The following is a 2,921-nucleotide window of genomic DNA, read 5'->3' on the forward strand; positions in this document are numbered from 1 at the left end:
CCTGGTGACCGATAGCGGACAAGTACCGTGAGGGAATGGTGAAAAGTACCCCGGGAGGGGAGTGAAATAGTACCTGAAACCATGTGCCTACAAGCCGTCAGAGCTGCCTCCTTGTGGGGTTGTGATGGCGTGCCTTTTGAAGAATGAGCCTGCGAGTTAGTGGTATGTGGCGAGGTTAACCCGTGTGGGGGAGCCGTAGCGAAAGCGAGTCCGAATAGGGCGTTTCAGTCGCATGCTCTAGACCCGAAGCGGAGTGATCTACCCATGGGCAGGGTGAAGCGGAGGTAAGACTTCGTGGAGGCCCGAACCGACCTACGTTGAAAAGTGGGCGGATGACCTGTGGGTAGGGGTGAAAGGCCAATCAAACTCCGTGATAGCTGGTTCTCCCCGAAATGCATTTAGGTGCAGCGTCGCGTGTTTCTTGCCGGAGGTAGAGCACTGGATGGCTGATGGGCCCTACAAGGTTACTGACGTCAGCCAAACTCCGAATGCCGGTAAGTGAGAGCGCGGCAGTGAGACTGCGGGCGATAAGGTTCGTAGTCGAGAGGGAAACAGCCCAGATCACCAGCTAAGGCCCCTAAGCGTGTGCTAAGTGGAAAAGGATGTGGAGTTGCGAAGACAACCAGGAGGTTGGCTTAGAAGCAGCCACCCTTGAAAGAGTGCGTAATAGCTCACTGGTCAAGTGATTCTGCGCCGACAATGTAGCGGGGCTCAAGCACACCGCCGAAGCTGTGACAATCACACTATAACTAAGCCTTCGTGGTTCAGGTGTGTGGTTGGGTAGGGGAGCGTCGTGTGGCGGTTGAAGCGGCGGGGTGACCCAGCCGTGGACGCTACACGAGTGAGAATGCAGGCATGAGTAGCGAAAGACGGGTGAGAAACCCGTCCGCCGAATGACCAAGGGTTCCAGGGCCAGGTTAATCCGCCCTGGGTAAGTCGGGACCTAAGGCGAGGCCGACAGGCGTAGTCGATGGACAACGGGTTGATATTCCCGTACCGGTTGTGGCGCGACCATGCTGAGCCCGGTGATGCTAACCACCCGAACCCGTCTTGGCTCCTTCGGGAGTCTTGGTGGGGGAGCGTGGGACCCGAACCGGTAGTAGGCAAGCGATGGGGTGACGCAGGAAGGTAGCCCATCCCGGGCGATGGTAGTCCCGGGGTAACAGTGCAGGGCCGTGGTAGGTAAATCCGCCACAGTAGCGCCCGAGGCTGGATGCCGAGCCGATTGCGGCGAAGTGGGTGATCCTATGCTGTCGAGAAAAGCCTCTAGCGAGCTCCATAGCCGCCCGTACCCCAAACCGACACAGGTGGTCAGGTAGAGAATACCAAGGCGATCGAGTGAACCGTGGTTAAGGAACTCGGCAAAATGCCCCCGTAACTTCGGGAGAAGGGGGGCCGGACACGTGAACGGACTTGCTCCGGGAGCGTTGAAGGCCGCAGAGACCAGGGGAAAGCGACTGTTTATTAAAAACACAGGTCCGTGCGAAGTCGCAAGACGATGTATACGGACTGACGCCTGCCCGGTGCTGGAACGTTAAGGGGACGAGTTAGCTCTAGGGCGAAGCTCAGAACTTAAGCGCCAGTAAACGGCGGTGGTAACTATAACCATCCTAAGGTAGCGAAATTCCTTGTCGGGTAAGTTCCGACCTGCACGAATGGCGTAACGACTTTCCCACTGTCTCAACCACGGACTCGGCGAAATTGCACTACGAGTAAAGATGCTCGTTACCCGCAGCAGGACGGAAAGACCCCGGGACCTTTACTATAGCTTGGTATTGGTGTTCGGTTCGGCTTGTGTAGGATAGGTGGGAGACTGTGAAGCCGGCACGCCAGTGTCGGTGGAGTCAACGTTGAAATACCACTCTGGTCGTACTGGATATCTAACCTCGGTCCGTGATCCGGATCAGGGACAGTGCCTGGTGGGTAGTTTAACTGGGGCGGTTGCCTCCTAAAAGGTAACGGAGGCGCCCAAAGGTTCCCTCAGCCTGGTTGGCAATCAGGTGTCGAGTGCAAGTGCACAAGGGAGCTTGACTGTGAGACCGACAGGTCGAGCAGGTGCGAAAGCAGGGACTAGTGATCCGGCAGTGGCTTGTGGAAGCGCTGTCGCTCAACGGATAAAAGGTACCCCGGGGATAACAGGCTGATCCTGCCCAAGAGTCCATATCGACGGCATGGTTTGGCACCTCGATGTCGGCTCGTCGCATCCTGGGGCCGTAGCAGGTCCCAAGGGTTGGGCTGTTCGCCCATTAAAGCGGTACGCGAGCTGGGTTTAGAACGTCGTGAGACAGTTCGGTCCCTATCCGCTGCGGGCGCAGGAGACTTGAGAAGGGCTGTCCCTAGTACGAGAGGACCGGGACGGACGAACCTCTGGTGTGCCAGTTGTTCCGCCAGGAGCACCGCTGGTTGGCTACGTTCGGAAGGGATAACCGCTGAAAGCATCTAAGCGGGAAGCCTGCTTCAAGATGAGGTCTCCCACACCGGAAGGTGGTAAGGCCCCCAGCTAGACGACTGGGTTGATAGGCCGGACGTGGAAGCCCAGCAATGGGTGAAGCTGACCGGTACTAATAGGCCGAGGACTTGACCACACACACCCACCCCCACGGGGGACGGTGCTGCTGCGATGAAGACACACACAACGCGTCCACTATACGGTTCCCAACCAACGAACACACACCAACCCCACCCCCATGCCGGGGTGGCGCGGTTGGCCCTTCGAGTAGGGACACAACTCCACAGAACGTGCCGGCGGTCATAGCGGCGGGGAAACGCCCGGACCCATTCCGAACCCGGAAGCTAAGCCCACCAGCGCCGATGGTACTGCCCCCCAGCGGGGGTGGGAGAGTAGGACACCGCCGGACACACACCCACACGATGGCCCACCCCCAACACACCGGGGGTGGGCCATCACGCATTCCAGGGAC

Annotated in this window: 2 rRNA genes (1 of these 2 cut by a window edge); both read left to right on the plus strand. The window is 58.6% G+C overall.

Annotated features, from left to right (window positions below):
- A 23S ribosomal RNA gene (locus tag C1I92_RS32490) occupies positions 1–2,585 on the plus strand (it extends 523 nt beyond the left edge of the window).
- Between the two features lie 156 nt (positions 2,586–2,741).
- Positions 2,742–2,858: ribosomal RNA gene (rrf, locus tag C1I92_RS32495) — 5S ribosomal RNA — on the plus strand.
- Positions 2,859–2,921 lie beyond the last annotated feature (63 nt).

The sequence above is a fragment of the Jiangella anatolica genome (assembly GCF_003236295.1).
In the GTDB taxonomy this organism is placed as follows: domain Bacteria; phylum Actinomycetota; class Actinomycetes; order Jiangellales; family Jiangellaceae; genus Jiangella; species Jiangella anatolica.